This is a genomic window from Micromonospora sp. CPCC 205546 (genome assembly GCF_036902715.1).
Lineage (GTDB): Bacteria > Actinomycetota > Actinomycetes > Mycobacteriales > Micromonosporaceae > Micromonospora.
In genome coordinates this window covers 96757-123149 of sequence record NZ_JBAKHL010000008.1, presented here as the reverse complement: position 1 = coordinate 123149, position 26393 = coordinate 96757, and the positions used below count along the sequence as shown (strand labels likewise).

Annotated in this window: 24 protein-coding genes; 8 read left to right on the top strand and 16 right to left on the bottom strand. The window is 74.6% G+C overall.

Annotated features, from left to right (window positions below):
* The first annotated feature begins 2 nt into the window (after positions 1-2).
* The gene (locus V6U77_RS07180) at positions 3-683 is read left to right on the top strand and encodes a DUF4272 domain-containing protein (protein ID WP_334605408.1); all 681 of its coding nucleotides are present in this window, start codon (positions 3-5) and stop codon (positions 681-683) included.
* Positions 684-695: 12 nt separating this feature from the next.
* Here V6U77_RS07180 and V6U77_RS07175 read toward each other — a convergent pair whose 3' ends face one another.
* Together V6U77_RS07175 and V6U77_RS07170 are read right to left on the bottom strand one after the other, a co-directional pair.
* A complete protein-coding gene (locus V6U77_RS07175) occupies positions 696-1607 on the bottom strand; it encodes a putative RNA methyltransferase (protein WP_334605407.1) in 912 nt (303 codons plus the stop codon).
* A 4-nt stretch (positions 1608-1611) separates the two neighbouring features.
* Positions 1612-2076 carry a MarR family winged helix-turn-helix transcriptional regulator gene (locus V6U77_RS07170; protein ID WP_334605406.1) on the bottom strand — a complete coding sequence of 155 codons (465 nt, stop codon included), beginning with the start codon at positions 2074-2076 and terminating at the stop codon, positions 1612-1614.
* Between the two features lie 58 nt (positions 2077-2134).
* Here V6U77_RS07170 and V6U77_RS07165 point away from each other — a divergent pair, with 58 nt between their 5' ends.
* Together V6U77_RS07165 and V6U77_RS07160 are read left to right on the top strand one after the other, a co-directional pair.
* Complete coding sequence (locus tag V6U77_RS07165) at positions 2135-2566, top strand: PPOX class F420-dependent oxidoreductase (protein ID WP_334605405.1); 432 nt, start codon at positions 2135-2137, stop codon at positions 2564-2566.
* A 78-nt stretch (positions 2567-2644) separates the two neighbouring features.
* Complete coding sequence (locus tag V6U77_RS07160) at positions 2645-3724, top strand: adenosine deaminase (protein WP_334605404.1); 1080 nt, start codon at positions 2645-2647, stop codon at positions 3722-3724.
* A gap of 32 nt (positions 3725-3756) precedes the next feature.
* Here the strand turns inward: V6U77_RS07160 and V6U77_RS07155 are convergent, their stop codons facing one another.
* Positions 3757-4278: an ATP-binding protein gene (locus tag V6U77_RS07155; protein ID WP_334605403.1), complete on the bottom strand. Its 522-nt coding sequence runs from the start codon at positions 4276-4278 to the stop codon at positions 3757-3759.
* A gap of 277 nt (positions 4279-4555) precedes the next feature.
* On the opposite strand from V6U77_RS07155, the gene V6U77_RS07150 reads away from it, so the two are divergent.
* The 4 genes from V6U77_RS07150 (at position 4556) to V6U77_RS07135 (ending at position 9592) form a co-directional block, all read left to right on the top strand.
* Entirely contained in the window at positions 4556-8125 is a 3570-nt protein-coding gene (locus V6U77_RS07150) for a sensor histidine kinase (protein WP_334605402.1), read from the top strand.
* On the top strand, positions 8122-8526 hold the full coding sequence (locus V6U77_RS07145; protein WP_067370442.1) for a roadblock/LC7 domain-containing protein: 405 nt from the start codon (positions 8122-8124) through the stop codon (positions 8524-8526). Before V6U77_RS07150 ends, V6U77_RS07145 begins: the two co-directional genes overlap by 4 nt.
* A 93-nt stretch (positions 8527-8619) precedes the next feature.
* Positions 8620-8997 (top strand): DUF742 domain-containing protein, encoded by a 378-nt coding sequence (locus V6U77_RS07140; protein WP_030329021.1) that lies wholly within the window; start codon positions 8620-8622, stop codon positions 8995-8997.
* A 1-nt stretch (position 8998) separates the two neighbouring features.
* Positions 8999-9592, top strand: coding sequence for a GTP-binding protein (locus V6U77_RS07135; RefSeq protein ID WP_089002065.1), 594 nt, complete (start codon positions 8999-9001; stop codon positions 9590-9592).
* Between the two features lie 171 nt (positions 9593-9763).
* Here the strand turns inward: V6U77_RS07135 and V6U77_RS07130 are convergent, their stop codons facing one another.
* The 3 genes from V6U77_RS07130 to V6U77_RS07120 all read right to left on the bottom strand — a co-directional run bounded on the left by V6U77_RS07130 (position 9764) and on the right by V6U77_RS07120 (position 14560).
* Positions 9764-10987, bottom strand: coding sequence for an ABC transporter substrate-binding protein (locus tag V6U77_RS07130; RefSeq protein ID WP_334605401.1), 1224 nt, complete (start codon positions 10985-10987; stop codon positions 9764-9766).
* 131 nt (positions 10988-11118) lie between these two features.
* Positions 11119-13557, bottom strand: a complete 2439-nt coding sequence (locus tag V6U77_RS07125) for a transposase (RefSeq protein WP_334605400.1) — start codon at positions 13555-13557, stop codon at positions 11119-11121.
* Between the two features lie 40 nt (positions 13558-13597).
* The gene (locus V6U77_RS07120; RefSeq protein WP_334605475.1) at positions 13598-14560 is read right to left on the bottom strand and encodes a DNA primase; all 963 of its coding nucleotides are present in this window, start codon (positions 14558-14560) and stop codon (positions 13598-13600) included.
* Positions 14561-14673: 113 nt separating this feature from the next.
* On the opposite strand from V6U77_RS07120, the gene V6U77_RS07115 reads away from it, so the two are divergent.
* Positions 14674-15015 carry a PadR family transcriptional regulator gene (locus V6U77_RS07115; protein WP_334605399.1) on the top strand — a complete coding sequence of 114 codons (342 nt, stop codon included), beginning with the start codon at positions 14674-14676 and terminating at the stop codon, positions 15013-15015.
* Positions 15016-15103: 88 nt separating this feature from the next.
* Here the strand turns inward: V6U77_RS07115 and V6U77_RS07110 are convergent, their stop codons facing one another.
* From V6U77_RS07110 to V6U77_RS07065, 10 genes are all read right to left on the bottom strand, one after another.
* Positions 15104-15763: a permease prefix domain 1-containing protein gene (locus V6U77_RS07110; protein ID WP_334605398.1), complete on the bottom strand. Its 660-nt coding sequence runs from the start codon at positions 15761-15763 to the stop codon at positions 15104-15106.
* 91 nt (positions 15764-15854) lie between these two features.
* Positions 15855-17699 (bottom strand): thiol reductant ABC exporter subunit CydC, encoded by a 1845-nt coding sequence (gene cydC, locus V6U77_RS07105; protein ID WP_334605396.1) that lies wholly within the window; start codon positions 17697-17699, stop codon positions 15855-15857.
* On the bottom strand, positions 17696-19375 hold the full coding sequence (gene cydD, locus V6U77_RS07100) for a thiol reductant ABC exporter subunit CydD (RefSeq protein WP_334605394.1): 1680 nt from the start codon (positions 19373-19375) through the stop codon (positions 17696-17698). Before cydD ends, cydC begins: the two co-directional genes overlap by 4 nt.
* Entirely contained in the window at positions 19372-20379 is a 1008-nt protein-coding gene (locus tag V6U77_RS07095) for a cytochrome d ubiquinol oxidase subunit II (RefSeq protein ID WP_334605392.1), read from the bottom strand. Before V6U77_RS07095 ends, cydD begins: the two co-directional genes overlap by 4 nt.
* 10 nt (positions 20380-20389) lie before the next feature.
* On the bottom strand, positions 20390-21640 hold the full coding sequence (locus V6U77_RS07090; RefSeq protein ID WP_334605391.1) for a cytochrome ubiquinol oxidase subunit I: 1251 nt from the start codon (positions 21638-21640) through the stop codon (positions 20390-20392).
* A gap of 231 nt (positions 21641-21871) precedes the next feature.
* Entirely contained in the window at positions 21872-22777 is a 906-nt protein-coding gene (locus tag V6U77_RS07085) for a M56 family metallopeptidase (RefSeq protein ID WP_334605390.1), read from the bottom strand.
* Between the two features lie 10 nt (positions 22778-22787).
* A complete protein-coding gene (locus V6U77_RS07080; protein ID WP_334605389.1) occupies positions 22788-23252 on the bottom strand; it encodes a BlaI/MecI/CopY family transcriptional regulator in 465 nt (154 codons plus the stop codon).
* Between the two features lie 152 nt (positions 23253-23404).
* Entirely contained in the window at positions 23405-24049 is a 645-nt protein-coding gene (locus V6U77_RS07075; RefSeq protein ID WP_334605387.1) for a dihydrofolate reductase family protein, read from the bottom strand.
* A 95-nt stretch (positions 24050-24144) separates the two neighbouring features.
* The gene (locus V6U77_RS07070) at positions 24145-24969 is read right to left on the bottom strand and encodes an aldehyde dehydrogenase family protein (protein WP_334605386.1); all 825 of its coding nucleotides are present in this window, start codon (positions 24967-24969) and stop codon (positions 24145-24147) included.
* Positions 24962-26392, bottom strand: a complete 1431-nt coding sequence (locus tag V6U77_RS07065) for an aldehyde dehydrogenase family protein (RefSeq protein ID WP_334605385.1) — start codon at positions 26390-26392, stop codon at positions 24962-24964. The genes V6U77_RS07070 and V6U77_RS07065 overlap by 8 nt, the downstream gene beginning before the upstream one ends.
* Between the last annotated feature and the right edge of the window lies 1 nt (position 26393).

Here is a 26393-nt window from a genome sequence, read left to right as displayed (position 1 = left end):
CCGTGACCGTACCTGCCCCCGATCCACGGGAGGTGCGTGAGGCGAGCCTGGACGAGCTGTCCCGGCTGCGTCTCCCGCTGCCGCCCGCCCAGTTCCCGCTCGTGTGGGAGCCCGGCGACCAGATCGAACTCCGCCCCACGGTGGAGATCGAGGCCCGCATCGCCGTGCTGCACCTGATCCTGGCCCGCTGCTTCGGGATGCCGCCGCAGGCGGCGATGAGCTGGCTGCTCGCCTCCCACCTGGTCGACATGGTCACGCCGCCGGAGTTCCAGTTCGTGACCGGCGGCAAGGGCGACCACCGGTCGTTCGTGCTGCACCACGACGCGCTCTTCGCCCTGGCCTGGGTGCTCGGCCTGACCAAGCAGCTCGACCCGACGCTGCCGGTGGACGAGCGGCTGGTGGAGCGGATGCCACACATCCCCGAGGGGGAGACCTTCGGCCAGTGGCGGGCCCGGATCCTCACCGCCCCGCAGCACCCCGCCGACGCGGCGGCCCTGCTGGACCTGCACTACTGCCTGGACTGGGCCTACCTGGAGACGGAGCGGGCCGGCCGGACGCCGCCCGGGCTGGTCGACGCCAACGCGATCGGCCAGCGCCGGTGGGCGCTGGAGTGGGCGGTGATGCTGCGCGGGCCGTACCACGACGAGCCCCCGGGCTGGGAAGAGGTCGACCTCTCCACCTGAGGGGCGCCGGGGTCAGCGCGGTGCCGGGCGCCAGACGGTCAGCCGTACCGCGACGGTCACCCGGACCGGCTCGGCGAGGGCGGCCACCCGGTCGGCGAGCCCGGCCGGGTCGGTGTGCCAGGCGCTGGGGCCCATGCCGACCAGCGTCGCCACCTCCGGGCCGGTCAGCGCCAGCTCGCGCCGGTGTTCGGCCGCGGTCACCTCGGTGAAGTGCCCGCCGAGGCTCTCGGCTACCCGGTCGGCCTTGGCCGGGTCCACCCGCAGCAGGCCGAGGGCGCCGACCAGCTCGGTGAGGTGGTCGGCGGCAGGAGTGACCACCAGCAGGGAGCCGGCGGGGTCGAGGACCCGGTGGAACTCCGCGCCGTTGCGCGGCGCGAAGACGTTCAGCAGCACGGCCGTGCCCGCGTCGGCCAGGGGCAGCCGCTGCCAGGTGTCGGCGAGCGCCGCCGCCGCGCGCGGATGCGCCCGCGCGGCCCGGCGCAGCGCCGGCTTCGACACGTCCAGGGCGAGGCCCGCGGCGGCCGGCAGCGCCGCCAGCACCGCCGCGAGGTGCCGGCCCGTCCCCGCCCCGGCGTCCACCACCAGGGGGTACGCGCCGTCGGCGCCCGCCCCGGCCTGCTCCCCGGTCGGGGGGTGCCGGGAAGCCGCCACGTGATCGACGGCCGCCGTCGCGGCGGCGGCGAGGGCGGCCGAGATGAGGTCGTAGTGGCCGGCGGCGAGGAAGTCCGCGCGGGCGGCCACCATCTCGGCGGTGTCCCCGGCGTGCGGGGCGCGGCCGGCGAGCAGGTTGACGTAACCCTGGCGGGCCACGTCGAAGCTGTGCCGGCGTGGGCAGCGCAGCGCGCCGGCGCCACCGGTGGCGATCTCGGCCAACGGCTCGGCGCAGACCGGGCAGCGGAGCCGGTCGACGATGCGGGGGTCCACCGGCTCATTCTCCGGGTCTGGCGAGGTGGTCGACCACCCGGTGGGTCAGCGCGTCCAGCGCGGCGACCTCGTCGGGGGTCAGCAGGTCGATCAGGTGCCGGCGGACGGCCGCCACGTGGCCGGGGGCGGCGGCCTCGACGGCACGCCGGCCCTCGGCGGTGAGTGCGACGACGGCGCCGCGCCCGTCCGTCGCGCACTCCTCGCGGGTGACGAGGCCGCGCTGCTGCATGCGGGTCAGGTGGTGCGAGAGCCGGCTGCGCGACCAGAGCATCCGGTCGGCCAGCTCGCTGAGCCGCAGCCGTTGGTCGGGCGTCTCGGAGAGGTCGGAGAGGACGTCGTAGTCGGGCTCGGAGAGACCCGCGTCGCGCATCAGCTCGCGAGCCAGCTCCAGGTCGAGCAGGCGGCGCATCCGCCGGTAGCCCCGCCAGGCGCTCTGTTCCCGCTCGTCGAGCCACCGTGGTCGTTCCATGCCGGCCATCCTAGCCATCTGATTGACATGTCATCTATCCCTCCCTACGGTGGATGACATGTCAACCAATGTGGGCGTGGACGCCCGGCTGTGGGAGCTGTTCGGGGAGCGGGGCCGGGGCGTGCTGGTCACCCTGCGCCGCGACGGACGGCCCCAGCTGTCCAACCTCGACTTCCTCGCCGAACCCGGCCTGATCCGCTGCTCCACCACCGCCGACCGGGCCAAGGTGCGCAACCTGCGCCGCGACCCCCGGGCCAGCTTCCATGTCACCACCGCCGACGGCGGGGCCTACGCGGTCGCGGAGGGCGTCGTCACGCTCACCCCGCCGGCGGTGGCGACCGACGACGCCACAGTGGACGAACTGGTCGAGGTCTACCGGCGGATCCGTGGCGAGCACCCCGACTGGGCCGACTACCGGGCGGCGATGGCCGCCGACGGCCGCCTGGTGATCCGCCTCGCCGTCGACCGGGTGTACGGCTGGCGCCCCTGACGTGGTGCCGGCCGGATCGCGCGGCGGGGCGGGGCCGGTCGTGTCGGCGGTCCCGGCGGGGCGGACTAGGGTCTGAGCATGGTCGCGACAATCCGTTACGAGGACATCGTCAAGGTCCCGAAGGCGCTGCTGCACGATCACCTCGACGGCGGCCTACGGCCGGCGACGATCGTCGAACTGGCCGCCGAGGTGGGCCACGAACTGCCGACCACCGACCCCGAGGCGCTCGGCCGGTGGTTCGTCGAGGCGGCCGACTCCGGCTCCCTGGAGCGCTACCTGGAGACGTTCGCGCACACCGTCGCCGTCATGCAGACCGCGTCGTCCCTGCGCCGGGTGGCCCGGGAGTGCGCCCAGGACCTGGCCGCCGACGGGGTGGTCTACGCCGAGGTGCGGTTCGCCCCCGAGCAGCACCTGGAGCGGAACCTGACCCTGGACGAGGTGGTCGAGGCGGTGCTGGCCGGCTTCGTCGAGGGCAGCGCGCTGGCCGCCGGGGCGGGCCGGCAGATCCGGGTCGGCACCCTGCTCACCGCGATGCGGCACGCCGCCCGGTCGCAGGAGATCGCCGAGCTGGCCGTACGGCACCGCGACGCCGGGGTGGTCGGCTTCGACATCGCCGGCGCCGAGGCGGGCTTCCCGCCCACCCGGCACCTGGACGCCTTCGAGTACCTGCAGCGGGAGAACTTCCACTTCACCATCCACGCCGGCGAGGCGTTCGGCCTGCCGTCGATCTGGCAGGCGATCCAGTGGTGCGGGGCGGACCGCCTCGGCCACGGGGTGCGGATCGTCGACGACATCACCCCCGGCGCGCAGCCGGCGCTCGGCCGGCTGGCCGCGTACGTGCGGGACAAGCGGATCCCGCTGGAGCTCTGCCCGTCCTCGAACGTGCAGACCGGTGCCGCCCCCTCGATCGCCGAGCACCCGATCGGGCTGCTGCGGGACCTGCGCTTCCGGGTGACGGTGAACACCGACAACCGGCTGATGAGCGGCACGTCGATGTCGCGGGAGATGGCCCTGCTGGTGGACGCCTTCGGCTACGGCTGGAAGGAGATGCAGTGGTTCACCATCAACGCCATGAAGAGCGCCTTCATCCCGTTCGACGAGCGGCTGAAGATCATCGACGAGGTGATCAAGCCCGCGTACGGCAAGCTGCTGGGCTGACCGCGGCGGGCCGCCGCGGTCCGGCGGCCGGGTCAGCTACGGTGCGGGTGGCCGGCGAGCAGGCCGGCCACCGCGCGCAGCACCTCGCCCGCCCGGGCCGCCTCGGCGCCCAGGCCGGTCTGCCGCCGCAGCACGGCCGGCTCGGCGCGCAGCAGCGCCAGGCCGCGCCGCACGAGCACCCGGGGTGCCTTGCGCTGTTCGGCGAGGTCGCGGGCCAGCCGGCGCACGAAGGTCGCGCCCCGGGGGCGCCGCAGGGCGTACGCCCCGGCCAGGACCCCGCGCCGCCGGCACTCCTCGACGATCTCGGCCGCGAAGATCCCTTCGGCCACGAAAAGTGGCGAACCGGCGACCTCGAATGGCCGGGTGGATACCCGACGGTCCGCACCGATGGCATAGACCGGCACATCGGCCTTGCCGTCCCTGGCCAGTCGGGTAATCGTCTCCACGGCTGTCGCGGCGTCCCAGGAGCGGGGAGACTCCCAATCCACCAGGCCGTTCTGTCGCGGCAACGTAGGGTCGTCGCCGTCCTTGTAGAAGTCGTCCAGACAGAGCACCGGAAGGCCGGTTCGCTGCGCTATGTACGACTTTCCGGACCCGGAAGGGCCGGCGAGCAGGATGACGTGATGGGGGTGCTTCATTACCTTCAGTGACTCCGGCCAGACGGATTGCTATCAAATTGCATCAACATCTCATCACACCGCTGGCTGCGGCCGGCCTGGGCTTTCTCTTTCGCAGGTAGCGTGATGGAATCTCGGATGGTCCGACCCGCGGGGTCGGCCGCTGGTCCTTGTCCAGGGGCAACGCGGATCCAGAAATCGCGAGGGCGGTGACGTGAGCAAACGGCCAAAGCCGGCGGGCTCCTTCCTGTCGCGTCTGCGCCGGCCGACCGGTCGGCTCCGCGACATGCCGATCTGGTCCAAGCTCGGTCTCATCATGATCGTGCCGACCATCGCCACGGTGGTCGTGGGCACCAGTGGTCTCGTCGACCACCTGGAGACCCTCAACAACGCCAACCGCGCCGGCGACCTGGCCAACCTCGTCGGCCACTCGGGCAGCCTGGTCGACACCCTCCAGAACGAGCGGACCAACGCGCTGCGCCTGCTGGGCGTCCCGCGCAGCCAGGACAACGCCCGCTACAAGCAGGCGTACGAGCAGGCCAACGCCGAGGTGGACCGGGCCAAGCGGTCGTACTCGCAGCAGCGGGCCGAGGTCGAGGACCTGCCGAAGAACCTCGACACCCTGCTCGGCGAGATCGACCAGACGCTGATCGACCTGCCGGGCACCCGCAGCCAGGTCTTCAACGGCAAGCTCGGGCTCGTCCCGGCCATGCAGGCGTACGACGGTCTGATCGACGACCTGGTCAGCATCCGCGACTCGGCCACCCAGCTCGCCGGCGACAACGAGCTCAGCGACAAGATGCGCGCGTCGACCGCCACCGCCCGGAACAAGGAGTTCCTCTCCCGACGCCGTGACGTGGTGCACCGGGCGTTCATCCAGCAGCGGCTCAGCCCGAACCTGCGCAACGAGTACATCGCCACCAGCACCGGCTCCAGCCAGTGGCTGCAGAGCTTCCAGGTGGTGGCCAGCCAGCCGGAGCAGGAGTACTACGCCCAGGTGGTCGCCGGCCCCGACCTGCGCGAGGCGAACACCTACAACAGCTGGCTGAACGGCATCACCACCGCCGACAGCCTCACCGGCGCCCCGTTCGACGCCGACCAGTGGGACGCGGCCATGGTGGCCAACGCCAAGCTGATCCGTACGGTCGAGGCGAAGATCGACCGGGACGTCGTGGCGGGCGCGGAGGACCTGCGCTCGGACGTGCAACGGCAGGTGTTCCTGGAGACCGGCCTGCTGCTCAGCATGCTGCTGCTGGCGATCCTCTTCGCCTACCTGGTCGCCCGCTCGATGGCCCGATCCCTGCGTGACCTGCGCCAGGGCGCCCTCTCCATCGCGCAGTACGGCCTGCCCCAGGCGGTGGCCCGACTGCGCGACCCCAAGGTGACCGGTCAGCTCTCCCCGGTGCAGCTCGCCAACCAGATCGCCGAGCCGCTGCCGGTGCGCAGCAAGGACGAGTTCGGTCAGGTGACCGAGGCGTTCAACGCGGTCCACCTGGAGGCCGTCCGCACCGCCGCCGAGCAGGCCGCGCTGCGCGCGTCCGTCGCGACGATGTTCGTCAACCTGGCCCGCCGCTCGCAGATCCTGGTCGACCGCCTGATCGGTCACCTCGACCGGCTGGAGCGCGGCGAGGAGGACCCCGACCGGCTGGCCGAGCTGTTCCAGCTCGACCACCTGGCGACCCGGATGCGACGCAACGACGAGAACCTGCTGGTGCTCGCCGGCGCCGACTCCACCCGCGTGCAGCGGGAGCCGGCGGCGCTGATCGACGTGCTCCGGGCGGCCCAGTCCGAGGTCGAGCACTACACCCGCATCGAGTTCGGCGTGATCGACCGGGACATCGAGGTCTCGGCGCACGCCGTCAACGACCTGGTCCACCTGGTCGCCGAGCTGTTCGACAACGCCACCGCCTTCTCGCCGCCGGACTCGCAGGTGATGGTGGAGGCCCGGCGCGTCGGCGACCGCGCGTCGCTCTACGTGGAGGACCGGGGCATCGGGATCAGCCCCGAGCAGCTCCACGACCTCAACGAGCGGCTCGCCACGCCCCCGCAGGTGGACGTGGCGGTCTCGCGGATGATGGGCCTGGTCGTGGTCGCCCGACTGGCGTCCCGGCACAGCGTCAAGGTCGAGCTGCGCCCCGGCACCGACCGGGGGACCGTCGCCGAGGTGGTCATGCCGACCTCGGTGCTCGTGCCCCGGGCGCTCTCCGGCCGTCCCCACTCGTCGCTCGCGCTCCCGCCGCCCGGGCCGCAGTCGCCCGGTCCGGCCCCGGCCTTCGGCGGGCCACCGGCGTTCGGCAACGGCCCGGCCAACCCGCTGCCGACGCAGCGCTCCGGCGAGTCCGGCAACCAGGTCACCCTCGGTGGTCGACCGTTCGACCCGGCGTCGCGCAACGGCGCCGGCACGCCGGCCTCGGCGGGTGCGGCACGGTCCATGCCGGCCTGGTCCGACCTGACCGGCGCCAGCGGCTTCGGCGCCGCTGACGCCTTCCAGCCGCGCACGTCGAACCGCCAGCCGATCGACCCGCTGCCGCAGCGCCGGGCGGGCGACGACCAGGACGCCACGGGCCAGCAGCAGGCCGTGCCGCGTCAGCTGCCCAGCAGCCCCGAGGCCCGGCCGTACTCCGTCCCGCCGGTCTCCGCGCCGCCCGTGCCGTACGCGGGCCCGCCGGTGTCGACCCCGCCGGTTTCCTACTCCGCGCCGCCGGTGTCCGGCCCGCCGGTGTCCGGCATGCCGGTCTCGGCGTCACCCGTCTCCGGCCACCCGTACTCGGGCCCGCCGTACTCGGGTCAGTCGTACCCGGGTCAGCCGGTCTCGGCCGCGCCCTACTCCGGTCAGCCGGTGTCGGCGCCGCCGACCGGCCCGCTGCCCCAGCGTCAGGCCCCCGACGGGCCGGGGCCGAGCGCGCCGCCGCCGCCGGCCTGGCCGCCCGTCGCCGGTGCCGACCGTGACACGGCGACCCCGCCGGTGCCCGAGCGGCTGGCCGCCGCGCTGGACATGACGACCGAACTGCCGCGGGTGCCCCGCTCCGGCGCGCCGGCCCCGGCCCCCGCGCCGGCCGTTCCGCCGGCCCTGGCCGCCCCGCAGACGCGGCCGACCGCGCCGGCTGAGAGCCGGCAGCGGTACGCGGACGAGACGATGGAGCTGCCGATCTTCCGGGAGCTCGAGTCGGCCTGGTTCCGCACCCGTCGCCCCGGTTCGGAGGAGGCGGCGGCGCCCGCCGCGAAGACACCGACCAGCGGTGACGCGACCCAGCAGTTCGCCCGGGTCGACGCCGGCGGTCGGGCCGTGCAGCCGACACCACCCGGGACGACAGGTAACACACCGATGGCAGACACTCCGGCGGCCGGCGCAGCGCCGCGCGAGAACGGACCGACGGCCAACGGGGGTGCCCGCCCCGGCCTCGCCGACGGCTTCGGTCACCGGCGGTCCTCCCAGCAGCAGACGGCCGGCTGGCAGACCGCGGCCGACGACGGGTGGCGGGCCGCCTCCGCGGCGACCGAGGTGCCCGTCGCGGCGACCACCTCGACGGGGCTGCCCAAGCGCACCCCGATGGCGCAGTTGGTGCCCGGAGCGGTGGAGAAGCCCACCACCTCCGTGCAGCGGCGTACGCCTGAGGGTGTCCGGGGCCTGCTCTCGGCCTACCATCGGGGCGTGCAGCGGGGGCGTACGAACCCGTCGGACAGCAACCCGACCAGCCCGGAGGCGACTCCGGGAGGGCAGCAATCCTCGCAGTCTGGCTCAGGCCCGATGGCCGGGAGCGGGCAGAAGGAGCAAGAACGATGACAACTACGCAGGATCTCGGTTGGCTGCTGGCCAACTTCGCCGACCGGGTACCCGGTGTCGCGCACGCGGTCGCCGTCTCCGCGGACGGACTGCTCCTCGCGTCGTCACGGGACCTCCCGCGTGACCGGGCCGATCAGCTGGCCGCGATCGCGTCCGGGCTGGTCAGCCTCACCCAGGGTGCGGCCCGCTGCTTCGAGGGAGGCGCGGTGCTGCAGACAGTGGTGGAGATGGACAATGGCTTCCTGTTCCTGATGTCCATCTCGGACGGGTCGTCGTTCGCGGTGCTCGCCGCCCGCAGCTGCGACGTGGGGCAGGTCGGCTACGAGATGGCCCTGCTGGTCGACCGGGTGGGCGACGCGTTGACCCCGCAGCCGCGCGCGGCTGCGGGAATGCTGGGCTGACGACCCGTTGACCCGTGAGGTCGGCGGGACGACGACAACGACGACGGGCTCCATCCGGAGCCGGTGCCGGGTGCGAGGGAGGTGAGCGGCGACATGGCCGATCGTGACGAACCGACCGGAGCGTTGGTCCGTCCATACGCCGTGACCCGCGGTCGTACCCGCCCCCGTCTCGACATCGCGCTGGAGGCGCTCGTCGAGACGACGGTGCGCGGCCGCGCCGCTGCCAATGGCAACGGCGGTCAGGGTCGCGAGCACCAGTACATCGCCGCGCTGTGTGACGGACGTGTGCAGTCGCTCGCCGAGATCGCGGCGCGGATGCAGCTCCCGCTCGGTGTGGCCCGGGTGCTCATCGCCGACATGGCGACGGACGGCCTGGTCGCGGTCCACGAGCCGACCATCCTGGACGACTCGGACGACGCGGTGGGCACTGAACTGCTGGAGAGGGTGCTGAGTGGACTTCGCAGGCTCTGACATGTCGCACCGCCCGCCGACCCCGAGTGGGCGCGTGACGTCGGCGAAGATCGTTATCGCCGGTGGATTCGGCGTCGGCAAGACGACGCTGGTCGGCTCGGTCTCGGAGATCACGCCGCTGACGACCGAGGCCATCATGACCTCCGCCGGCGTGGGCGTCGACGACACCCGGCAGGTGCCGGGCAAGACGACGACCACGGTGGCGATGGACTTCGGCCGCATCTCGATCGACCGTGACCTGATCCTGTACCTGTTCGGTACACCGGGCCAGACCCGGTTCTGGTTCATGTGGGACGAGTTGGTCCGCGGCGCGATCGGCGCGGTCGTGCTGGTGGACACCCGCCGGCTGGCCGACTGCTTCGCGGCGATCGACTTCTTCGAGCATCGGCGGCTGCCGTACCTGGTGGCCATCAACTGCTTCGACGGGATGCAGTACCACGACCCGCAGGACGTCCGGGACGCGCTCGCGATCTCCGGCGACGTGCCGGTGGTGGCCTGCGACGCCCGCAACCGGGAGTCGACGAAGCACGTGCTGATCTCGCTGGTCGAGTACGTGCTGACCATGCGGCGCTCGCGCGCCGTGGCGCCGGCCTGATCGACGCGACCCGCGCCCGGTGACGGCTCCGGCCGCCACCGGGCGCTCGTCGCTGCCCGCACACCGTGGGCGGGGACGTCGCCCACGCGGTACGCCGGGTCGCTGCGCCTCAGGGCGGCGGGACGCTGTCCGGGCCGCCGGGGCGCTCGGCGGTGGCGGGCCGACGCCGGGTCAGGACACCCGCGTCCAGGCGCCCGCGCTGACCGTGTAGACGCCCAGTGAGCCCTGGTCCATCCCGCCGTGCCGGATGGGGGTGAAGGAGTACATCCCCGCCATCCCCTCGGTGACCTGGTTCTGCAGGAACGCGCGGATGCGTCCACGGTCGACGCTGGTGGACAGCCGGGCCGCGTCGGCGACCAGCTGCACCGCGTCGGACGCGTACGGGGCGAAGCCGCTGAACCCGCCGTGCCGCTGGACGTAGCGGTAGACGAACTCCTTGCGGTCCAGGGCCGACATGGTGGTGTTGGCGAGCATCGCCCCGCCCAACGAGGTCGGGTGCACGGCGTACGCGCCCTCCAGGAGCGCCGCGTTCGCGCCCTGCAGGGTCTGCTCGGCGACCGCACCCGCGTCGAGGAACACCGGCCCGTCGTAGCCGGCCCGGCGCAGCGCCCCCACGGCGGCGGCCGAGTCCGGGGCGGTCGCCCACACCACCACCGCGTCCGGGCGGGAGCCGGTCGCGGCGCGGGCCGCCCGACGGAGGTCCTCGCCGGTGCGGGGCAGCCGGGTGGTGGCGGCCAGCGCCACCCCGGCCGTACGCAGTGCCCCCGTCATCGCCCCCACGCCCGAGTCGCCGTGCAGCCCGTGCGCGGCCAGCAGTGCGACCCGGGAGAGCCGCTGCGAGGCGATCAGCCGGGCCAACCGGCGGGCCATGTCGCCGGCGTCCGGGGTCATCTTGAAGACGTACGTCCGCTGCGCCAGCGGCAGCACGATGCCGTCGCCGAAGGCGAGGGAGAGGAACGGCACCCGCTCCTTCTGCGCGACCCCCACCAGGGCCATCGAGGTCTCGGCGACAGTCCCGCCGAGCAGGGCGTGTGCGCCGTCGTCGCGGGCCAGGGCGGTGGCCTGCCGGGCCGCCAGCGCGGGATCGCCGGCGTTGTCCCGCACCTCCAGCCGTACGGCGCGGCGGAGGTTGCCGATGGGCACGCCCCTGGCGTTGAGCGACTCGAGGGTGATCTCCAGCGCCCGCTGCTGGAGTACGCCGAGTGCGGCGCCGGGACCGGTCAGTTCGAGACTGACCCCGATCAGCAGCTCCTGCCCGTCCCCCGTGACCGTCCTGCCCGCCTCGCCCTCGCCCGCCTCGCCGCGCCCGCAGGCGCTGAGCAGGAGCGTGCCGGCCGTCGCGGCCAGCAGGCCACGACGGGTGAACGCGGAGCTGCCGGTCGCCGATGTCGCCATGAGAGTCGCCTTCCCACCCGGCGGCCCCTGCCGCCGGCTGTTCCGCCGGTATGCTCCCGGCCGCCGCGACGTGGCGTCAAATTATCCGGGTGTGGGCAGGGACACGCAGGTGGGAGGCGGTTTCCCGACGATCAGGAGCGGTAGCCGGCGGAGCGGTACTCGTATTCCCGGTCGTCGTCGCGGTCGCCCGTGTCGCGGGTGAAGTCCCAGCCGCCGGCGGCCTCGCGCCCGGGCCGACCGCCGACCGCGAACCCGCCGATCTCCTGCCCGCGGCGCCAGCCGCGGAAGTAGCCGGTGGTGTTCTCCGCGAGGCTCGCCGCGTCGCGGACGATCCGCAGTGGCCGCTCGTCGCGCAGCGGGGAACCGGGGACGAGGTTGGCCTGAGGGACCCGCTTGGGCAGCCCGGCCGGCGTCTCGGCACCGACCGCCGGGCGGGCGGCCTGCTCGGCCGCCTGCCAGCCGGTGTCCGCGGTGGTCTTCCACTCCAGGTCGGACTCGTCGTCGTCATGCCCCACGAACCAGGCGGACTTGGCCTGGGCGAAGATCAGCAGGTCCCCGTCGCCCTCGTCGGACACGGGCGGGGGACGGCGCTCCATCGGGGGCGCCGGTCGGTACTCCGCCGCCGGTCGCTCGTCCCGGGGGGCCGGCCGTGCACCGCGCGCGGCCTCCTCGCGGTCGACCAGCCGCAGCGGTGGCGTCTCGGGCTGCGCGTCGGCGGCCGGACCCGACCCTTCACGCAGGGCGCGGTCGGCCAGCGGCGGCGGCTCGACCAGCCGCAGCGCCGGGGGCTCCTGGGGCAGGTCGTCGGCCAGCCACGGCGGGGTGACGCGGCGCTCCGCCCCCGGATCGGTCGCGGCGTCGACGCCGCGACCGCCGTAGGAGCCGGCGACCGGGTTCTTGGCGGAGCTGTCGCCCGGGTCCTCCGGGTTGTTGACCAGTGGCCAGTTCGCCCGGGAACCGGGGGGAGCGGGCTCCGTCCGGTTGGCGGGGGGAGTGGGTTCCTGGCCCGGCCGGGGCGTCGGCACGGGCACGCTGGTGGCGCTGAAGCCACCCGTGGGCGGGTTCGGCTCGCCGTTGGTCTTCGGGCGCGGCGGGATGACGGTGCGCTGGCGCTCTGCGCGGGCGTTCTGGATCGCCGCGGTGGTCAGCGTGGGGCGGAACGGCTCCCCCGCCTCGGCCGGCGGCACGGTGCCCCGCTGCGCCGGGGCGATGGGGGTGATGCCCGGCGGCGGAGGCGGCGGGGCGGACACCGGACGGTTGGTCGGTCCGTCGATCCGGCTCGGCAGCGACCCGGGCCGAGCGGGGGGCGCGGAGACCGGGGGGCCGGCGACCGCGGCCGGCGTCACCGGCATCGGCGCGACCGGAGGCGGGGTGACGGGGGCCGGTGCGACCGGCGGCGGACCGAGCGGCCGGGGGGCCGGGGGCGGCGTCGCGCCGGAGACGGGCTCGGGCCGGCTACGGCGGCCACCGCCCGGGGCGGGCTCGGGCTCGGCGTGCCGGAGGGCGCGCAGCCCACCGGTGGGGGCGAGACCGGGCAGGGCGCCGACGCCCGGCGTGCGGCCGGGCAGGGCACCGCCGGCCGGGGTGAGACCGGGCGCCTCGGCGAGCGGTTCGCCGTGGCCGCCGGCGGCGCGGCGGCCCGGAGCCGGCGCGACGGGCGTGCCGACCCGGTCGTTGAGCGCGCCGACCAGGGCCTGGCAACCGGCGTCGCAGGCGCGGACGGAGGCGACCGCCTGCCGCACGGTGTCCGCCACGGCAGAGGTGAGGGCGCGGTTGACGGTGGCCCGCCGGGGCGTCTCGCTGATGGCCACCCGCAGGGCGGTCACCGCCGAGGTGAGCTCGTCGGTGTCGGCGACCCCGTCGGCGGCGAGCCGCGCCGCGACCGCCTCGGCGGGTGCCGGAGCGTCGTCGCCGCGACCCACGGTGCCGCTCAGCATGCCGGGCTCGGGCAGGGCGTCCAACACGGCCAGCGAGACCGGCTCGGCCGGGTCCGGGTAGGCGCGCAACGCGGCCGGGTAGAGCTCGCGGAGCACCTCCCGCAGCGCGACGGCGGCGGAGTGCCGACCGCTGGCCAGGGCGGCGTGCGCGGCGAGGACCTGCTTGTAACCGGCGAGGTCGCGGGGAGCGGGCAGGGTGACGGCGGAAAGGGCGCCGGCCTGCAGGGCGCGGGCGAGACCGACCGCACGCCGCTCGGCCGGGGGCGACTGCATCTCCTCCAGGGAGTCGTCGTCGGCGAACCGCTCGGCGAAGTCGTCGACGGAGTCGTCGTCCGCGATCGCCAGCGGACGGCCGGCGGCGCTGAGCAGCGAGGTGACCGTGTGGTCGTCGCTGTCGGCGGCGATGGCCGCACCGCTCGGCCCGCCCGACCGCTCCACGAGCAGCGAGACCAGCCGGGCGTAGCCGGCCGGGTCGTCGCCGATCTCGCAGACATGCAGCAGACGGCCTGCGTCGTCGACCACAGCGGACGTCAGCGTCGAACCGGCCGAGACCGGTCGGTCGGCCGGATCCGCCGAGGCCAGACCGCAGTACACGCGCACGAGCGCCACGGCGTCGTCCTCCTCCCGGGACACAAGGCTTTCACTGCCAGAGACTGATGCTCCCCGTAAAGGGTCAGTCGCGCCAGTCCACGACCGCAGAGATCTTGCCGACAATGGTGCGCCAACCCAGACTTGCGGTTTGTGCCCCGATTTTCCTCAGCCGGCGCCGGCCGAAGAACGCGCCGACGCCACCGTCGACCGTGGCACGCAGCGCCTCGTCCAGGTTGTCGAGGCTGGAGCCGGCGGAGAGCATGTCCAGCACCGCGGGCAGCCGCAGCGCGTACGCCAGGTCGCGGGCCACCTCGCCGGCCTCGATGAGCAGCGTCGGGTCCCAGGTGTCGTGCCCGCCGCGCAGGTTCTCCACCACCAGGTCGAGCTCGTAGATGTCCTCGTCGAGCGGCGCGATGTCGGCCGGTTCCACCCGTTCGGACAGTTCGTTCCAGCTGTCCAGTTGGGAAAGGTCGTTGGGTGCGCCGGAACGGATGAAACTGACCAGCGACTCGGGCGTCTTGAAGAGCAGCAGACTTCCGCGGTGACTGAGGAAGACCGGCACCTCCTCGTCGCCCGCCTCGTCCTCGTCCTCGTCCTCGTCCTCGGAGGCGGTCCCGGCGTCCTCGTCGTCGGTCGCGTCGCGGCGGCCCTTGGCCTCCTCCTCGTCGCTCTCGGCGAACTCCTGGGCGACCTCCTCGTCGAGGATGACGACGGACTCGTCGTCGTCCTCCTCGTCCTCCTCCACGACCTGGCGGCGGGCGAGGAACGGGTCGTCCTGGTCGCGCTCGGCGACGTCGGTCGGGGTCAGCTCCCGCGCCGGCCGGTACGCCCGCAGCGTGTAGCCGGTGCCGGCGGGCAGCGCGATCTCCACCGGGTCGATCCGCAGCTCTTCCCAGAGGGCGCGGGCGGCCTCGGTCGAGACGGTTGCGGTGCCGGACTCGGCCGGGGCGTCGGCGTCGTCGAGCTCGAGCTCGGGCTCGTCGGCGTCGGGCCGTTGGGGCGACTGGCGGGCCACGCTGACCTCCGTGTGCTTCGGGTTGCCCACCGGCGTCCGCCGCCGGCGAGTGACTCTGGGCACATACCCTAGTGGGCGTCTCCGGGAGGCCGGTGCCGCACCCCGGTGGCGGAGCCGGCCGTCGACAAGTAGCGTTGCTACACATGAAGGCCCAGGCGCTGCACGGACACCTCGACGCGTTGCTGCTCGCGGTGCTCGAGGCGGGTTCGCTGCACGGCTACGCGATCATCGAGGCGCTGCGCAGCCGCAGCGACGGCCAGCTCGATCTGCCGACCGGCACCGTCTACCCGGCCCTGCGCCGGCTGGAGCGGGCCGGCCACGTGGCCAGCACCTGGAGCACCGTCAACGGGCGGGAACGGCGGACGTACCAACTCACCGACGAGGGCCGGCGGGCGCTGGCCGGCGAGCGGTCCGGGTGGCACGAGTTCCGTTCCACCGTCGGCCGCTTCCTCGACACCGACACCCCGACGTCCGCGCCGGCCTGACCGGAACCGCCCGACCGGCCTTCTCCGGGGCGGCAGGACCGGAACCGCCCGACGTGTCCCGGCCCGCGCGGTGGCAGCAGGACCGCGGTCAGCGGGTGGCGAGCAGCCAGGTGCGGGCGGCCCGGGCCAGCCAGAGGTAGCCGGCGGCGGCCACGACCGCGCCGATGATCATCGGTGGCCAGGTGAGCGCGGCGTCCCAGAGGCCGACCGACCACGCGAAGAGGGCGGAGCCGGTCAGCACGCCGAGGGCGAGGATCCCCGTGAGGGCGGCCCCCACCGTCCGGTCGGCGGCGCCGTCGCCCCGCGCCGACCGACCGGCCCGCAGCAGCCCGAGCGCGGCCAGCGCGAACGCCGCCGCCCAGACCCAGCCCACCGACGCCGACAGCACCTGGTAGCCGGCGGGCGGCGGGGAGCCGCCCCAGCTCGACCCCTGCCAGGTGAGGTCGCCGGCGACGAACGCGACCGCGGCGAGCGCGACGACCCGTAGCGACAGCCCGCGCAGCGCACCCGCCGCCAGTTCCACCTGGTAGGCCGGGGCGAGCTGCGCCGGCGAGCCGAACTCGGCCACCGCCCGACGCTGCGCCTCCGTCGCCGTCAGCCCGCCCTCCCGGTACGTCTCGACGGCGTCCAGCAGCCCGTGCCGCGCCTCGGTCAGCAGGTCGGACTTCAGCCGGCGCGGCCCCCGCAGGTGCGCGTCCAGCTCCCGCAGCCGTTGCTCGACCATCGTCGCGTCGTCCTCGCCCCGCATGGCCCCACCCTGCCACGGCGCCGCGGCGGACGTCGTCGGGGAGAACCCTGGCCGGACCCGGAGCCCGCGAGCCGTACGGCCGCCGGAGGCGTCAGGGGCGCAGCGCCAGGTATCCGCGCTCGGCCGCCTCCTGGATCAGCCACTGGTCCCGGTACCACCCGGGGGCGGCGACCAGTTCGGCGTGCCGGCCGCGCTGCGCCACCCGGCCCGCGTCCAGCACGACGATCTCGTCCAGCCCGGCGAGCCCGTGGAGCCGGTGACTGATCAGCAGCACGGAGTGCCCGGCCGGGGTGGCCGCCAGCGCGGAGGCGAGCACCGCGTCGGCGGCGGCGGGGTCGAGCCCCTCGGTCGGCTCGTCGAGCACCAGCACTCCCGGCGCCGCGAGCAGCGCGCGGGCCAGCGCGAGCCGCTGCCGCTGGCCGCCGGAGAGCTGGCCGCCCTCCTCGCCGACCACGGTGTCCCAGCCGTCGGGCTGCTCGCGTACCCACTCCAGCAGCCCGGCCGCCGCGGTCGCCGCCGCCAGCTCCTGCTCGTCGGCGTCGGGCCGCCCGAGCAGCAGGTTCTCCCGCACCGAGGCGTGGAAGACGTACGCCTCGGCGAGCAGGCCGCCGACGGCGCGGGGCAGTTCGTCGGCCCGGTACGCCGGCAGCTCCCGCCCGTCCAGCGTGATCCGCCCGTGTGCGGGGCGCACCGCGCCGGTGAGGACGGCGGCCAGCGTGCTCTTGCCGGCGCCGCTCGGCCCGACCACCGCGACCCGACGGCCCGGCGGCAGGTCGAGGCTGAACCCGTCCAGGGCGGGCGGGGCACCCTCCCGGTACCGGACGGTCACCTCCTCGAACCGCACGTCGTACGGGCCGGGGCCGACCTCCGCGCCGCCGGCGGCGGCCGGACCGGCCGGAGCCTCCAGCAGGGCGGCGACCCGGTTCAGGCCGGTCCGCAGCTGGGTCCACTGCCGGGCGGCCCCGACCAGTGCCAGCGCGATCTCCACGGCGGCGAGCGTGCCGACCGCCAGGACGCCGACCAGCACCCCGTCCACGCCGTCGGCGAGTGCGGCGAGCACCACCGCACCGGCGGTCAGTCCGGCCACCAGCACCCCGGCCGCGTCGACGGCGAAGCCGGTGGCGGCGAGCCGCCGCTCCAGGCGGGCCAGCCGTCGGGCGCGTGTCCCGGCAACCTCCAGCGCGTGCCCCGTGGCGCCGAACGCGGCCAGGTCGGCGGCGCCGTGGGTGAGGTCGACCGCGTCGGTGGCGAGGGCGCCGCGCAGCGGCGCCAGCTCGGCGGCCGCGCGGCGGGTCAGCGCGGTGGCCAGCGCGGGCAGCGCGACCCCGGCGACCAGCAGGCCGACGGCGAGCACGCCGGCGGCGGCCGGTGACATCAGCGCCGCCCCGCCGACCGCGAGCACGCTGACCAGCGCCGCGGCCGAGGCCGGCACCAGCACCCGCAGCAGCAGGTCCTGCACCGCCTCCACGTCGGAGACGAGCCGGCTCAGCGCGTCGCCGGAGCGCTGCCGCGCCACCGGACGGGCGGCGAGCGTGCCGAAGACCCGGGCCCGGACGTCGGTGATCAGGCGCAGCACGGCGTCGTGCCCGGCGAGGCGCTCGGTGTAGCGGAGCACCCCCCGGCTGATCGCCAGCGCGCGGACCGCCACGATCGCCACGGTGAGGCGGTCCAGCGGGGGCTGGCCGGCGGCGCTCATCAGCAGCCAGGTCGCGGTGGCCATGAGGGCGAGGCCGGCGAACTCGGTGGCGGCGGCGAGCAGCCCCGCGCCGATCAGCCGGTTCAGGTACGGCCGGGCCAGCCGCAGCACGGCCCGCTCGGCGGAGCCGGCGCGGCCCGGTGCGGGCCGGTTGTCGTCCGCCCGCCCGGCGTCGGTGCCGGGCGCGTCAGCGGGCCGGCTGACCGGCCGGGGACCGGCGGTGCTCCGCTCGTCCGTCATCGGGTGGCCTCCCCGGCCGCCGTGGGCGTCAGCTCCGTGACCAGGCCGTCCTCGACCCGCAGGATGCGGTCCGCGTCGGCGAGCAGCGCCGGCCGGTGCGCCACCAGCAGTGCCGTCCGGCCGGCCACCAGTCGGCGGGTGGCGTCGAGCACGACCGCCTCGGCGGCGGTGTCCAGGCGGGCGGTCGGCTCGTCGAGCAGCACCACGGGCGCGTCCCGCAGGAAGGCACGGGCAAGGGCGACCCGCTGCCGTTGCCCGCTGGACAGGCCGTGCCCGCGTTCGCCGAGGACGGTGGCGAGCCCGTCGGGCAGCCCGGCGACCACGTCGTCCAGGGCGGCGTCGTGGACCGCCGTGGCGAGCGCGGCGTCCGGGGTGTCGGGGGCGCCGAGCCGGATGTTGTCGGCCAGCGAGGCGGCGAAGAGGTGGGCCCGCTGCGGCACCCAGGCCACCTGGCGGCGCCAGCCGTCGGCGTCGGCGTCGGCCAGGTCCACCCCGCCCACGGTGACCCGACCGGTGGTCGGAGAGACGAAGCCGAGCAGCAGGCCGAGCAGGGTGCTCTTGCCGGCGCCGCTCGGCCCGATCACGGCGACGCGCTCGCCCGGCCGGATGGTCAGCGTGACGTCGCGCAGGGCGGTGGTCCGCTCGTACGCCACGGTCACCGCCTCGAACCGGATCTCGCCGCGGCCGTCGGGGACGGTCGCGACCCCGCCGCGCGCCGTCGGCGCGGGGGCGGCGGCCGACAGGGTGAGCGCCTCGTCCAGCGCGGTGAGCCCCTCCATGCTGGCGTGGAACCGGGCGCCGGCCGCCCGCAGCGGCAGGTACGCCTCGGGGGTGAGCAGCAGCACCAGCAGCGCGGTCTGCAGGGTCAGGCCGCCGCCGAGCAGCCGTACGCCGACCGGCACGGCGACCAGCGCCACCGAGAGGGTGGCCACCAGCTCCAGCACCAGGGCGGACAGGAACGCGATCCGCAGCGTCTTCATGGTCGCCACCCGGTGGCCGTCGGCCATCCGGCGGACCACCTCGGTCTGCGCCCGCGCCCGGCCGAACGCGCGCAGCGTGGGCAGCCCGGCGACCATGTCGAGGAAGTGGCCGCCGAGCAGGGAGAGCCGCCGCCACTGCCGCTCGGTGGCGGCCTGCGCCTGCCAGCCGAGCAGCGCGCCGAAGATCGGGATCAGCGGCAGGGTGACCGCGATGATCAGCGCCGAGCTCCAGTCGGCGACGAAGATCCGGGCCAGCACGGCGACCGGCACGGTGACGCTGAGCACCAGCTGCGGCAGGTAGCCGGTGAAGTAGGCGTCCAGCGCGTCCAGCCCGCGCCCGGTCAGCGTGGCGAGCTGCCCGGCGCGCTGCCCGGCGACCCAGCCGGGGCCGTGCCGCCCGACCGACGCGAGCAGGTCGGCCCGCAGCGTCTCCTTGACCGTCGCCGCGACCCGCGCCGACACCGTGCCCTGTGCCCAGACCAGCAGCGAGCGGGCGGCCACCGCGGTGGCGAAGCCGGCCAGCGCGGGCCGGTCGAGTCGTCCTTCGAACGCGGTCGCCAGCAGTGCGGCCAGCGCCGTGGCCTGCGCGACGACCAGCCCCGCGGCCAGCACGCCGAGCAGCGCGAGCATGGCGAGGTCGCGCCGGGCCCCCGGGACCCGACGCAGCAGACGCGGGTCGAAGGGACGGCGGTTCACCAGTACACCGGTGCCCTGCCGTCGGTCCGTCCCCGGAACACCCACCAGCACATCGCCTGAAAGCCTAGTAGGGCCGGCAGGAGCGGCAGCGTCACCCAGCCCAGCAGCCGCAGCGTGGGTGTGCTCGCCGCCGCGTCGGCCACGGTCAGCGACGCCCCGGGGTCGACCGTGGAGACCAGCGCGTAGGGCCAGATGGTCGCGCCGGCCAGGACCACCGGCAGCGCCAGGGACGCGCAGGTGGCGGCGAAGGCCAGCCCCGGCCGCCGCCGCGCGAGCGCCGCCCGCGCCGTCAGCAACGCCGCGACCAGCAACGACAGCAGCAGTACGGCCACCACCGGCTGCCGCGCGGCGGCGCGTACGTCGGCGGAGAGCAGGCCGAGGACGGCGGCCGCGCCGACGGCGGTGAGCGCCACCGGGACGAGCCGGGCGGCAATTAGCCCGACCGGTGCGGCGTCGGCGGCGGGCAGCCGCAGCGTGAGGAAGGTCGCACCGTGCAGGGCGACCAGCGCGACGACGGCGAGGCCGGCGGCGGCCACGAACGGGGTGAAGAGGTGACTGACCCCGGCGACGTGGCCGTCGGCGCGCAGCGGTACGCCCTGGAGCAGCCCGGCCAGCACGGCCCCCCAGCCGAGCGCGGCGAGCACGCTGCCGACGACCACGACCCGGTCCCACCAGGCGCGGGCCCGCTGCCCGTCGGGGCGGCTGCGCAGTTGCACGCCGGCGGTCACCAGGACGACCCCGGTCAACGCGCCGAGCACCGCCGGGTAGAAGCCGGCGAGCAGTTCCCCCTCCAGCACCGGGAAGGCGCCGAACAGGATGCCGACGGCGGCCACCAGCCAGACCTCGTTGCCGAGGAAGAACGGGCCGACCGCGTTGAGCGCGGCGCGGCGGCGGGCGGGGTCGGTGTGCCGGGCGAGCAGCAGGCCGACGCCGTAGTCGTAGCCGCCGAGCACCAGGTAGACGGCGAAGAAGAGGCCGAGCAGGGCGTACCAGGCGAGTTCCACGGTCGTCTCCTCAGGCGAAGGCGGGCTCGGGTTGGGGGTCGACCGGTGGCTGGTCGGGACGGCGGCCCAGGGCCGGGTCCTCGGCGCCCCGGGCGGCGTGCCGGGCCAGCAGCACCCAGTTGGTGACGGCGAGGGCGCCGAGCAGCAGGCTGAAGCCGGTCAGCGAGGTGAGCATCAGCCAGGGGCTGACCGGCGACACCGCCTTCTCCACGGGCAGCAGCCCGTACGCGGCCCAGGGCTGGCGGCCGACCTCGCGGGCGATCCAGCCGAGGATCAGCGCGACGAACGGCAGCGGCAGGGCGAACTGGAGGATCCGTAGCGGGACGCGCAGCCGGATCACCCAGTCGCGCCAGAGCAGCGGGAGCATCAGCCAGAGCATGCCGAGGGTGAAACCGATCAGAATCATGAACCCGAGGCCGACGTCGGCGAGGGCCGGCGGGGTGTAGTCGCCGGGGCCGAACCGGGCGGTCCAGTCGGCGATCAGCGGCGCGGCGGCGGGGTCGTCGCCGAACTTGGTGGGCTGCACGTCGCTGATCGCGAAGAACTGGGCGAAGCCGAAGCCCTGCACGAAGAAGATCGCCACCGCCGAGGTGATCAGGCCGATGCGTAGCCCCTTGCGGTGCAGGGCGAAGTCGTCGGTGCGCCGGAGCAGGTGCCACGCGCTGACCGCCGCCATCAGCATCCCGCCGACGAGCAGCGCCGCCGTGACGACGTGCCCGAAGGCCACGCGGAAGGTGGGGTTGTCCAGCAGCGCGGAGAAGTCGGTGAGGTGGGCGACCCCGTCGCGCACCTCGTAGCCGACCGGGTTCTGCAGCCAGGAGTTCGCCACCATGATCCAGAACGCCGAGGCGTACGCGGTGATCGCGACGCCCCAGAGCAGGGCGAGGTGGACGCCCCGACGCAACCGGTGCCAGCCGAAGATCCACATGCCGAGGAACGTCGACTCCAGGAAGAAGGCGACCAGCGTCTCGATGGCCAGCGGGGCGCCGAAGACGTTGCCGACGTAGCGCGACAGCCCGCTCCAGTTCAGCCCGAACTGGAACTCCATCACGATGCCGGTGGCGATGCCGAGCACGTAGTTGATCACGTAGAGCTGGCCCCAGAAGCGGGTCAGCCGTTCGTAGACCGGCTTGTCGGTGATCACCCAGGCGGTCTGCAGACCGACGAGCAGGGTCACCAGGCCCAGGGTCACCGCCACGAAGAGGAAGTGGATCGAGGTGGTGGTGGCGAACTGCAGGCGGGCGAGGAGCAGGGTGTCCATGGCCGGCTCTCCCGTACGGTTGGCTCTCTTGTCGTAGCGAGCCTACACGTAGATTCCCTACACATAACTACTATGGCCCGTCGTAGGCGATCCTACGACGACTTGTAGTAGCTGTGGGGGAGGGTGACGGGCGCGTCGCGTACGGGGGACAGGACCGGGTCCCAGCATGGCCGCACGCGCTCCACGCAGCGGTAACTCCGGCAGGCCGCAGCCGCGCCGGAGCGTGCGGTGTCAGCTCAGGAAGAGGGAGACCGGCAGGGCGGCCACGTTGGTCGCCACGACCAGCGCGGCACCGCCGAGCAGCCGGGGCGGCCGGTCGGTGACCAGGAGCCGCTGCACGCGGACGTCGAGGTCCCGGTCGCCCAGCCCGAGGGTGCCCGCCGGGGTGATCCGGTTGCCGGCCGCGGCGAACCGGCGCAGCGCACCGGCCAACGGGGCGTCGGCGTGCGCCTCCCGGGCCTTGTCGTCGGCCCGCATCTCGACCAGCAGGGCGACCCGCTCGTGCGCCTCGCGGACCCAGGCGAACCAGGGCAACGCCCGGCTGAGCGCGGTGAACGGCAGCAGCACCAGATCGTGCCGCTCCTGGGCGTGCGCCCGCTCGTGCGCGAGCACGGCCGCCAACTCGGCGCTGTCGAGCAGGTCGAGGGCGCCCGCGCTGACCACCACCCGGGGTCTCATCCCCGGCAGGCAGTACGCCGCCGCGCTCGGATGGTCGAGCACCAGCGCCCCGGGAACCGTCGGGTCCCGGCGGGCGACCAGGGCGAGCAGGTCCCGGTGTCGACGCTGGGCGCGTACGGTGCCGTGGATGCTGCGCACGGTCGTGGTCAGCAGGACCGCGCCGATGCCGAAGCCCACCCCGACGGCGGCGAGGTGCGGTGCGCCCAGCCCGACGGGCAGGGTGCCGTGGGCGAGGTCGGTGGCCAGGGCGACCAACGCGCTGCCGGTCGGCCGGTCGTAGGCGGACAGCCCCAGCGCCATCGGCACGCCCATGGCGGAGAGCCCGAGGGCCAGCCCCACCGCCTGCCAGCAGACGATCGCGACCCGAGGGCTGCGCCACGTCCAGGTGGAACGGGACAGCACCTGCGCGGTCAGCCAGCAGGCCAGCATCGACGCGGCGAAGTGCAGGGCGTACGCCACGACCGCCGCCCTACCGGTCCGCTGCCTTGTCGGCCCGGGACGGTCGGCTGACCCCGTCGGCCGACGGCGCCTCGACCCGGTCGGTCAGCGCGCCCCCGTCGTGCCCCGCCGCTGCGGCCTCGGCCCCGAGGGCGGCGCGCAGCACCTCGGCCTCGGTGCCGGTCACCGAGCGCGCGAAGCGCACCAGCGCGGCGTCCCGGCTGCCGCCGAGGTCGAGGGCGTCGAGCATGAGCTGGGCGATGTACGCCTCGCGGCTGGCGGCGGCCCGGTAGCGCCAGGCCCGCCCCTCCCGCTCGCGCCGCACCATGCCCTTGCCGGCGAGCCGGTCCAGCACGGTCATCACCGTCGTGTACGCCAGTTCGCGGCCGTCCAACGCGTCGGCCACCTCGCGCACGGTGATCCCGTCCGATGTGCCCGGGACCGAGTCCCACAGCACGTCCATCACCGCACGTTCGAGATCACCAAGCCGAGTCACGCCGCAATCCTACCCCCGGTAGTAGAACCTTTCCGCGCCAGCACACCCCGGGGCCGGCTCCCGGCGCTCGCCCCGCCGGGGCACGGCACCGCCCGGCACCGCAGCCGTGGACCGGGGCGGTGGCCTGCGGTGACGCCGGACGCGCAACGGCTTCAGCCGGCGCGTCCGGCACCGCGGTCGGGCGCGCCCATGTCCCCCGTCGACGGCGTGCCGTCGGCGAGCCCGTAGCGCAGGTACACCGTGCCGCTCGGGCCGGCCGCCGGCGGTTCGAGGAGGGTGAGGTTCGTGGGCACCGCGCCACCGTCGAACACCTTCTTCCCGACGCCGAGCACGATCGGGTGCACCCAGAGGTCGAGCCGGTCGAAGAGCTTCTCGCGCAGGAGGGTCTGCACCAGGTTGAGGCTCCCGACGACCTTCACGTGCTCGTGCCGGTCACGGATCTCGCGCACCGCGCCGGTCAGGTTCGGGCCGAGCCGGGTGGACCCGGCCCACGAGAGGTCGGGCCTGCCGCGGGAGGCCACGTACTTCGGGATCCTGTTGAAGAGCCTGGCGATCCCGTCGTCCTCGCCGCCCTCCTGGTGCGGCCAGTGGGCGGCGAAGATCTCGTACGTCCGGCGGCCGAGCAGGAGCGCGTCCGTGCCCTCGTACGCGGCACCGACCTGCGCCCCGGAGACCTCGTCGAGCAGGGGCGCCTGCCAGCCGCCGAACGGGAACCCCGCCGGGTCCTCGTCGGGACCGCCGGGCGCCTGCCCGACGAGGTCGAGGGTCGCGAACAACTCGATGTGGATGAGGCCCATGCCCTGCTCCCGATGAGTCGGTCGGCCGGGACGCCCCGGCACTCCCCGCTCACGATAGGTCACGGACCGCTTCCGCACCGGTTGCCGCCCCCGGGTCACACCCCCTTGGGATGCCAGACTGTCTTGGTCTCCAGCAGGGTGGTCATCCGGGTGATGCCCGGGTCGGCGGACCAGTCGTGGTCGACCGGGGCGGGCCGCAGCACCCGCTTGAGGTTCTGCGCCGCCCCGACCTCCAGCTCCGTCGCCAGTTCGGCGTCGGAGACGCCGGTCAGGTCGAGGGCGTTGACGTCCATGTGGGCGGCCAGCGCCGGCACGGTCTCGGTGATCCGGCCGGTGAGCAGGTTGACCACGCCGCCGGGCAGGTCGGAGGTGGCGAGCACCTCCGCCAGGGTCACCGCCGCCAGGGGCTGCGTCGGGGAGGTCGCCACCACGACGGTGTTGCCGGTGACGATCGCCGGGGCGATCACGCTGACCAGACCGAGCAGCGCCGGGGACTCCGGGGCCACCACGGCCACCACGCCGGTGGGCTCGGGCGCGGACAGGTTGAAGTACGGCCCGGCGACGGGGTTGGCGCCGCCGTACACCTGCGGGAGCTTGTCGGACCAGCCGGCGTACCAGACCCAGCGGTCCACGGCCGCGTCGACCTCGTCGCCGGGCACGCCGAGGGCGACGAACTGCTCGCGGCGGCCCTCCAGCATCTCGGCGACCCGGTAGAGGATCTGACCCCGGTTGTACGCCGTCGCCCCGGCCCAGCCCTTCACGGCGGCGCGGGCGGCGACCACGGCGTCCCGCGCGTCCTTGCGGGAGGCGAGGGAAACGTTGGAGTCCTGCACGAGATACGACCGTCCCGACTCGCTGCGCGGGAACTTCCCGCCGATGAAGAGCTTGTACGTCTTACGTACCGCGACCCGCTCAGACATTGAGGTAGCCCTCCAGCCCGTGCCGGCCGCCCTCGCGACCGTAGCCCGACTCCTTGTAGCCGCCGAACGGCGAGGTGGGGTCGAACTTGTTGAACGTGTTGGCCCAGACGACGCCGGCGCGCAGCCGGTCGGCCATCCACAGGATCCGTGAGCCCTTGTCGGTCCAGATCCCCGCCGACAGCCCGTACGGCGTGTTGTTGGCCTTCTCGACGGCCTCGGCCGGGGTGCGGAACGTCAGCACGGACAGCACCGGGCCGAAGATCTCCTCGCGGGCGATCCGGTGTGCCTGGGTGACCCCGGTGAAGATCGTCGGGGCGAACCAGAAGCCGCGCTCCGGCAGCTCGCACGGCGGCGACCAGCGCTCGGCGCCCTCGGCGGACCCGGCGTCGGACAGCTCCCGGATCCGCGCCAGCTGCGCGGCCGAGTTGATCGCGCCGATGTCGGTGTTCTTGTCCAGCGGGTCGCCCACGCGCAGCTGGGCCATCCGCCGCTTGAGTGACTCCAGCACCCGGTCGGCGACGTTCTCCTGAATCAGCAGCCGGGACCCGGCGCAGCAGACGTGCCCCTGGTTGAAGAAGATGCCGTTGACGATGCCCTCGACGGCCTGGTCGACGGGGGCGTCGTCGAAGACGACGTTGGCCGCCTTGCCGCCCAGCTCCAGGGTGAGCTTCTTGCGGGTGCCGGCCACGGCGCGGGCGATGGCCCGACCCACCTCGGTCGAACCGGTGAAGGCCACCTTGTCCACGCCCGGGTGCTCGACCAGCGCGCGGCCGGTGTCGCCAGCGCCGGTGACGATGTTGACCACCCCGGCGGGCAGGTCGGCCTGCTGGCAGATCTCGGCGAAGAGCAACGCGGTCAGCGGGGTCGTCTCGGCGGGCTTCAGCACCACCGTGTTGCCGGCGGCCAGCGCCGGGGCGATCTTCCACGCCAGCATCAGCAGCGGGAAGTTCCACGGGATGACCTGCGCCGCGACGCCGACCGGCCTCGGGTCGGGGCCGAAGCCGGCGTACGGGAGCTTGTCGGCCCAGCCGGCGTAGTAGAAGAAGTGGGCGGCGACCAGGGGGAGGTCGACGTCGCGGGACTCCCTGATCGGCTTGCCGTTGTCCAGCGACTCCAGCACGGCCAGCTCGCGCGAGCGCTCCTGGATGATCCGGGCGATCCGGAAGAGGTACTTCGCCCGGTCCCGGCCCGGCATCGGGCCCCAGACCCGCTCGTACGCCTGACGGGCGGCGCGCACGGCGCGGTCCACGTCCTGCGCGCCGGCCTCGGCGACCTCCGCGAGCACCTCCTCGGAGGCGGGGTTGACGGTCTTGAACGTGCCGCCGTCGGTGGGGTCGACGAACTCACCGTCGACGAAGAGCCCGTAGGAGGCCTTGAGGTCCACCACCGAGCGGGACTCGGGGGCGGGTGCGTATTCGAACATC